At 41.4% G+C, this 6,782-nt stretch carries 12 protein-coding genes; 6 read left to right on the top strand and 6 right to left on the bottom strand.

From position 1 onward, the window contains the following. The 3 genes from ACED42_RS21295 to ACED42_RS21285 all read right to left on the bottom strand — a co-directional run. Positions 1 to 196: type II toxin-antitoxin system RelE/ParE family toxin (locus tag ACED42_RS21295; RefSeq protein ID WP_371704057.1), on the bottom strand; the 196-nt coding region annotated here is incomplete at its 3' end. After that, positions 189 to 431 (bottom strand): type II toxin-antitoxin system ParD family antitoxin, encoded by a 243-nt coding sequence (locus ACED42_RS21290; RefSeq protein WP_016786356.1) that lies wholly within the window; start codon positions 429 to 431, stop codon positions 189 to 191. The genes ACED42_RS21295 and ACED42_RS21290, both read right to left, overlap by 8 nt. A gap of 43 nt (positions 432 to 474) precedes the next feature. Then, positions 475 to 831 (bottom strand): hypothetical protein, encoded by a 357-nt coding sequence (locus ACED42_RS21285; RefSeq protein ID WP_371704055.1) that lies wholly within the window; start codon positions 829 to 831, stop codon positions 475 to 477. 609 nt (positions 832 to 1,440) lie between these two features. Here ACED42_RS21285 and ACED42_RS21280 point away from each other — a divergent pair. Genes ACED42_RS21280 through ACED42_RS21270 form a run of 3 tightly spaced genes read left to right on the top strand, consistent with a single transcriptional unit; the run spans position 1,441 to position 3,222 of the window. Continuing rightward, positions 1,441 to 1,686, top strand: a complete 246-nt coding sequence (locus ACED42_RS21280) for a hypothetical protein (RefSeq protein ID WP_016786354.1) — start codon at positions 1,441 to 1,443, stop codon at positions 1,684 to 1,686. Beyond that, on the top strand, positions 1,679 to 2,575 hold the full coding sequence (locus tag ACED42_RS21275) for a tyrosine-type recombinase/integrase (protein ID WP_371704053.1): 897 nt from the start codon (positions 1,679 to 1,681) through the stop codon (positions 2,573 to 2,575). The genes ACED42_RS21280 and ACED42_RS21275 overlap by 8 nt, the downstream gene beginning before the upstream one ends. Beyond that, the gene (locus ACED42_RS21270; RefSeq protein WP_371704052.1) at positions 2,572 to 3,222 is read left to right on the top strand and encodes a hypothetical protein; all 651 of its coding nucleotides are present in this window, start codon (positions 2,572 to 2,574) and stop codon (positions 3,220 to 3,222) included. The genes ACED42_RS21275 and ACED42_RS21270 overlap by 4 nt, the downstream gene beginning before the upstream one ends. Positions 3,223 to 3,279: 57 nt before the next feature. On the opposite strand, the gene ACED42_RS21265 is transcribed toward ACED42_RS21270, so the two are convergent. After that, positions 3,280 to 4,188, bottom strand: coding sequence for a replication initiation protein (locus ACED42_RS21265; RefSeq protein ID WP_371704050.1), 909 nt, complete (start codon positions 4,186 to 4,188; stop codon positions 3,280 to 3,282). Positions 4,189 to 4,517: 329 nt separating this feature from the next. Between ACED42_RS21265 and ACED42_RS21260 the strand changes: the two genes are divergently transcribed. The 3 genes from ACED42_RS21260 (at position 4,518) to ACED42_RS21250 (ending at position 5,833) form a co-directional block, all read left to right on the top strand. Next, positions 4,518 to 4,802 carry a BrnT family toxin gene (locus ACED42_RS21260; RefSeq protein WP_371704048.1) on the top strand — a complete coding sequence of 95 codons (285 nt, stop codon included), beginning with the start codon at positions 4,518 to 4,520 and terminating at the stop codon, positions 4,800 to 4,802. Position 4,803: 1 nt separating this feature from the next. Continuing rightward, a complete protein-coding gene (locus ACED42_RS21255) occupies positions 4,804 to 5,022 on the top strand; it encodes a BrnA antitoxin family protein (protein ID WP_274138555.1) in 219 nt (72 codons plus the stop codon). 127 nt (positions 5,023 to 5,149) lie between these two features. Continuing rightward, a complete protein-coding gene (locus ACED42_RS21250; RefSeq protein WP_371704046.1) occupies positions 5,150 to 5,833 on the top strand; it encodes a hypothetical protein in 684 nt (227 codons plus the stop codon). 135 nt (positions 5,834 to 5,968) lie between these two features. On the opposite strand, the gene ACED42_RS21245 is transcribed toward ACED42_RS21250, so the two are convergent. Further along, positions 5,969 to 6,283 carry a hypothetical protein gene (locus ACED42_RS21245; protein WP_371704045.1) on the bottom strand — a complete coding sequence of 105 codons (315 nt, stop codon included), beginning with the start codon at positions 6,281 to 6,283 and terminating at the stop codon, positions 5,969 to 5,971. Between the two features lie 355 nt (positions 6,284 to 6,638). Continuing rightward, positions 6,639 to 6,782, bottom strand: coding sequence for a type II toxin-antitoxin system RelE/ParE family toxin (locus tag ACED42_RS21240; protein ID WP_371704059.1), 144 nt, complete (start codon positions 6,780 to 6,782; stop codon positions 6,639 to 6,641).

Genomic DNA, 6,782 nt, shown 5'->3' with positions numbered 1-6,782 from the left:
TTTGATAATCGTGCCGGCGAATGCCAGGACGAAGATCAGAACAATCTCGACCGATGAAAGGGGCTTCAGATACCGTTTGAAGACACGACTCCATTTCCTCGGTGTAATTGTCCGCCTGTTCTTCACCAAAATTTAAGAAGGTATATTCGTAGATATCCCCAAAATCATCAGCTGCTTTTTGGGAGAGTTTATACATGCAATTGTGCCTTTCTCATTGCAGCCACATCTTTCAAGGACAACGAACTCTCACCACTTGCTTCCCCCTCATCCAAAGCTTTACGCAACAAGTTTTGCTGATTTTCTTGCTGCTCGAGTAAACGTAATGCGCTTCTCATTACTTCACTCGTAGAGCCATAACGACCTGTTGCGATCATTCTTTCGATAAAACAATCAAGAGATTCTCCGATTGTGACGCTTGTTGTTCTAGCCATAAAATCACCATGTGTTAATTATTAACACAACTAGTATACCTCTTCATTTTCTCTTTTTCGCTAATTGCTTATCACACCATGCCATGAGCTGTTCGGCTTTCAATGTTATTACCCCCAGAGCCAACATACCCAAGATGTAACCCCATCCCAAAACATGTCCCCAACTCGGTACGTTGTCACTCACCACAACGAAAACAGCACAAAATGATAATGCTGTAAAAATAACTCGAATAAACATAACAGCCTCTTTTTCATTGGTTCTCCCATCAAGCGTATCATGAGCTTTGAAGGTCCAAACTCTCATCCATGTACCAGGAAAACCGGCAACGCCGATTTTCTTGATACATGGGTGCGACAAGCGCAGCGCGTCAGCTCTGTAGCAAATGTTCACTGCAAACATTTGCTACTTCATCACACTGTCACGCTCTATCCCCCCATAAAATTCACTCAGCGCCCCTCTCTGTTTGCTCGCTACGCATTGCAAAATCGAGAGGAACACTTCGCAAATTTCGCGAAACTATTCGCGCTATGTAGAAATTAAAATTTCCACATAGCGCTAATATTTAAAAAGCTTTATGACAATTCACGCAACAAAATGAATGCAACATATATATGCAACTAAAAGTTATTGCCGAAGAATCGTGAAAGTGTCACTATGGTTTAAACCATAGCCCACTGCTGCTTATGCAGGAACCTGACCTAGATAACCTTTTGGTTTGGTCTGCGAGAATCAAATCTGCGCTTAGCCTGAGAGCTGAAAACTGATTTTGTCTCAGGGGAGTACGACCTAGTTATAATCGTATGCGGTGGCCAAATTGTTGAACCATCGATGCCTCTCAAAGTAGCGAAAACAATAACTCAACAACGCATTTCACTGGCGGATAGTGATCGGTTTTAGGTGTGAACAGTCAGCCCGTTTTTACGTTAAAAAACGAAGTGGCGAACGGCACTGCCGTCTAGATATTTTACGAAATTATCTAGCTAGTTCTTACGCAAACATCGAGAATTTATGAGCTTTGATCCCATCGCAGCGACCGAAGCTGCCAAGCAGACCCGCGCTTTACGCAAAGGAAAAAACTACAAAAAACGCACTTCAAAACTCGAACCTTTCCGTAATGAGATCGCAAAGATGTATACGAGTGGTGCGTCCTTAGAACTGATTGCTCTGCACCTCCAAACTCAGCACAAACAATATGCAGCTCGCAGTACCATTCTCCGCTATCTCCATTCCATTGGAGTGACACGTAATGGCTAGAGGACACTTTGCTAAATCAGAGAAACAAGCCGCGTCTGTTATTAAAGAAATGCAGGGCAAAGGCAATGTCATCGAATCTGTGGGAACGGCTAGGAATTATCAGCAAGCACTCAAAACTTGCTGTGATTATCTAAAAGAGTTCAAGCTTGGTTCTCTTAGAGACATCACACCAGACAAAGCCAACACCTATTTAGAATTGCGCTCTCACGAATGTTCACAAAAGACAATCGACATGGATCGTCAAGCGCTCCAAGCCATGATGGAACATGTGACACACCAACTTTCAGAAAAGACCAAACTCGATATCGTGTCATCTAAACGTGAAACGATTGAACAATCTCGGTCCTATACACCACAGCAAGTTAACGCGATCACTCAACACCAAACCGAGCACCACGCACTCTCAACAGAACTTTGTTATGCCGCTGGCCTACGCGCTCACGAGCTACACTCTTTGCGCCCTTCAGGTGAAGTGTCCCCAAGTCCAAGAGATGTGCATCAAGATAAATTCTCTCACCTCCCCAATGACACCCAAACCTATACCGTAGAAGGTAAAGGCGGTTTAATTCGTGAAGTGCAAATTCCCAATCATTTGGTTGAACGTTTAGAAGAACGTAGACTCGACAGCCCCCAACATATTGTTGATCGTGGCGTGAATTACGAATCGCACTACAATCTAGCCGGTGGCCATAAATTCTCTGATGCATTCAGCAAGGCAAGTTCTCGAGCTCTTGGCTACTCTAACGGAGCACACGGCCTACGTCACAGCTACGCACAAGACCGGTACGAACAACTCGCGAATCACTTTGAACGAATCGATGTCATGACCATCATATCTCAAGAACTTGGGCATTTTCGTCCTGATATTACCGAGGTGTATTTACGATGATTTGGGGATTGTTGACCGTAATCGTGATTGGCTTGCTCATACTCTTTGCCGCGCCCTATCTCAGCTTTTTAGCACCGGGCGACCACATTTGGCTTGTCGATACCACAATAAAAGAAGATCCAGTACTCCTAGCTATAGGTTCCGAGACCCTTTGGATTCAATGGCAATCATGGGTTTACATATTCTTGTTTAGCCTCATTACAGCGTTCATTTTAGGTTTAATTTACAACGGCATTCGCACATTCTCAGATGAATCGTTACTCGAAGCTAAGCAAGAATTAGCTAAAAAAACGAAAGAGCTCGAAAACATAAAGCGAGAATACCAAGCTCAAGTTGAGCAGGATGTCGTAAACAAACACGGCAAAGAAGCTAAACAACTCAACAAAAAAGAAAACGAGATCTACGCTATCAAACAACAAACAGAGAACAAGGAAGTGGCGTTACAAAATCAAATAAGAATAGCCAATCACGCACACCGTCGACAAAACCAACAGACACAGAGTAAGTTAGGTCAAAGAGATCGGCTGAGCGCAGAGAAGAAAATAATGGCAGAGTTCTTAGATGAGATAGACTGGAAGTTCACGGATGGAACCAAAATTACGTATAACGCTCTAGCAAGATTAGCAAAGAAACATAGAGGCCATTGATCAGATAACGACCCTAAAAAGGGCTGTTATCTGATAAGGCTTGTTTTAGTGCAACTTTTAAATCTTTCCTGACTGTTTCCAGTTGTAATAAGTTCTTCGGCTAATTCCAAGCTTTGACCAAGGTTCTTGTTGGTTTTCACTAGATTCACTAATAGGTCTACCACCGCCTTTTGAAGCTTTTCCGCCTTTCGCCCCTTTCTTTGCTTGGCTTTGACGGAACTTCTCAGGCGTAAACTCTCGATACGTCCAGTTAGCGATAGACTTCGCTATCGCTTTAACCTCAGAGACAGGAAGAGGCACTTTAAATTGAGCGTTAAGGGCTTCTACGTGATCGTAGACAGCCGAGTTCCAGTCACGCTTATAGTTGGGTGCCCAAAACTCTCTAATCGCCTTGTAGCTCCACTGACGAACTGAATCAAACAACTCACAATTACGACCAAGACCTGAGACTTCGCTACCACGTAACGGATGACCTTTTAAATCGAGATAGTCCGCCAGTTCATCTAGCGTGTATTCGTGCTCAGTCCAAAATTCATTTTGCCAATGTGGGTGCAGTGGGTTTTTAGTGAGTAGCCCTGCAAAACCACGATCTGCTTTTAGACGTTCTATCATTGCTGACTCAATCGCAGCAGCGTAGCGAATCGGTTCGCTATGTGCGATGTCAGACGTACAGAAAGGCACTTTCAAGCGATACGCAATGTGTGCGTGTGCGTTCTCTGGGTTCTTTGAAGTCCAGTATGGCGTTGGTAGATCGCTGTCGTACCACGCCAATACACCGCCTTGACGGTCAATATCAAAGATCAGATAAGTGACCAACTTCGGTTGGTTCACTTGCAGATACTTCTTCTTAATCGCTGTGTTTTTGGGGCGTATGTGAGTGACACCGAGTTCATCGGTGCAATACGGCTTATGAGGAAGTGTCTCGATTAGATCGAGTTGAAGTGCGTTTGATTGTTCAGCTTTCACACATAACTGCGCTTATGGCGGTTATGTGTGGATTGTGTTTGTCTGTTCATGTGTTAAAATTGCCTCAAGCATTTATGCTGAGCCCTGAACTCTTACTCTTCCGCCAAGTTGAATGTGAGATTAAGGGCTTTGTTTTATCTGGCGTTTATCTTACTCCGCAATACCTTGCTTCGCAATTTCCCCTTTAGAGCTTTTGCTATCAGGCACAAAAAAGGCCGCTATCGCGACCTTTCAAAAATCCTTGTTCTACCGAAACACTGTACTTCGCACAAAGTGACATTACGTTAAATGCGTTTGCTAAAAACACCTCATGTACATACAATGTAAATATGATTAATTTTAACTGGGATTCAGCCAAAGCTGAAATCAACATCAAAAAGCATAGTATTTCTTTTGAAGAAGCAATGTCTGTGTTTTATGACGAATACGCAATTCAGTTCTTTGATGAAAGCCATTCAGATATTGAAGATAGATTTTTGATGCTTGGGATGAGTAATAACTTAAATGTACTAATTGTTTGTCATTGTGAGCGAGATGATGGAAATACAATAAGAATCATCTCATCTCGAAAGGCCACAAAAAATGAGACCAAACACTACAAACGAGGACATTAGCATGAAAGATGAATATGATTTTTCAACGATGAAATCTCGCAGAAACCCTTATGCCACAAAGCTAAAAAAACCAGTGACGATGCGGCTGAGTGAAGATGTTATTGATTATTTCAAAGAGATGTCAGAGGATTCAGAGATCCCCTACCAAAGCTTAATAAATTTATACTTACGAGACTGTGTTAACAACCATCGTAAGCTAGATATGAGTTGGAAAAACTAAAAAAGGCAGCTTTCGAGCTGCCTTTTTCTACTTCGCACTAAGTGAACTTACGTTAAATATAATGACACAAGCATACTGTTATAATCCTATTTAGAATGACCACACATCAACTTCAAAGGAGTTATATTTGAGCAATGAAAGGTTTACCCGTACAGAGGAAGAACAGAAGGAAAGCAAAGAAATATACGACAAATTCCGAGAGGAACTTTCTAAACGACAACTCTTTAATAATGAAGGCTATGATAAGGCGGTTTTATCCCTATCAGCTTCTGGTCTAGCATTATCTTTAACCGCGATACGTTTCATCACACCACTAGAAAAATCTTCGTATTTGCTTCTTATACAGGCCTCATGGTTTTTATTTTTAATAACCGTAATATCATCAATAATAGCCTATCAGATCAGCAATAAAGCAATAAGTAAGCAACTAGAAATTGCTGAGAGATACTACATTCAAGCTTTAGTAAGCGCAGAAGCCGAAAGCAATCCATACTTAAAATTTAACTCATATCTCAATATAACCACTGGTATCTTTTTTTGCTTCGCAATAACATTTGTAGTTCTTTTTGTAAATCTAAATATCGAGAATCAAACAATGTCTAACAAAAAAACAATCCATAATGTCATAGTGACAGATAGCGCAGATATGTTAAGAATGCAAACTGCCCCGAGTGGAAAGCTAGCAACAGCAAGTGCTGACATACCATCAATGCAAATGGCTCCGGGTATAAAAACAACATCGACTGGTCAGTCTTCCGCAGGTAATGGAAAAGAAACTAGCAAGTCTTCAGAATCCAAAAGCGGGCAGTAATATTCCGATCGTGTTCAATGGCTTAACTTCATAAAACAAGAACGGCTCCCAATCGGGAGCCGTTCTTGTGTCTAAATCTGGGTTCGTACTAAGTGCCGTCACGTGAAATATTAACGTTTTGATACCTACACCACATTAACTGTATACGCCCCAATCACGAGAAACAAACCAGTTAGTCGGCCATGTAACAAATTCACTAGGACAAAACTCGTCGTTTAGAAATTCCATCCCTACTACTTGATCTGGCAGCAAAGATAGAACATGATTTTTCTGATCACTTTCATAATCCCATAAATGAAAACGATCATCTTTATTTTGTGCTCTTCGACTTGGTCCGAAATCCATCGGGGCACAAAGACGAGTTAATTGACGACCATCCTCTTTAGAGAAGAATGTAAGCTTAATCTTAGTTTTAGCGTGAATTGAATCAATAAATTGAGATCTCTGCATAAGTTACTCCTTATATGCAACTTGAAACCCAATATAACATGCACATGACTCTTCATCATGCATATTCAAGAATAAAAACATTTTTACATTCATAGGGTATCGAACCACATCGAGAAGGGTGTTTATTATTCCTATTATGTTAAACGGGCGAGTTAGCTATCAAAAACAGCCCTCAGAGCCTATCAAACGCTCCTGGTTACGATTTAGGACACCTGATCAAGGCGATATGCTTCCATAACGCTTTGAAAGTTTGTGACGATTTGAGAGTGATTTACATAGCAAAATCTAGCAAGTTCATTTGAAACAAAAAACGCCCTCTAAAGGGCGTTTTTTGCATTTATAGTTCGAGCTAATTTTAAAGATGCAACATAGGGTTCATCTGCTGATGTAAAATACGGATGACAAAGATATCAAAATCTCGAACTCGATAAAAAATAGCGTGCTTTTGATAATCGTGCCGGCGAATGCCAGGACGAAGATCAGAACAATCTCGACCGAT

Source organism: Vibrio sp. FF145, assembly GCF_041439075.1.
GTDB lineage: Bacteria > Pseudomonadota > Gammaproteobacteria > Enterobacterales > Vibrionaceae > Vibrio > Vibrio tasmaniensis_A.
Note: the sequence above shows the minus strand (reverse complement) of the source record. Positions and strands in the feature narration are given on the sequence as shown.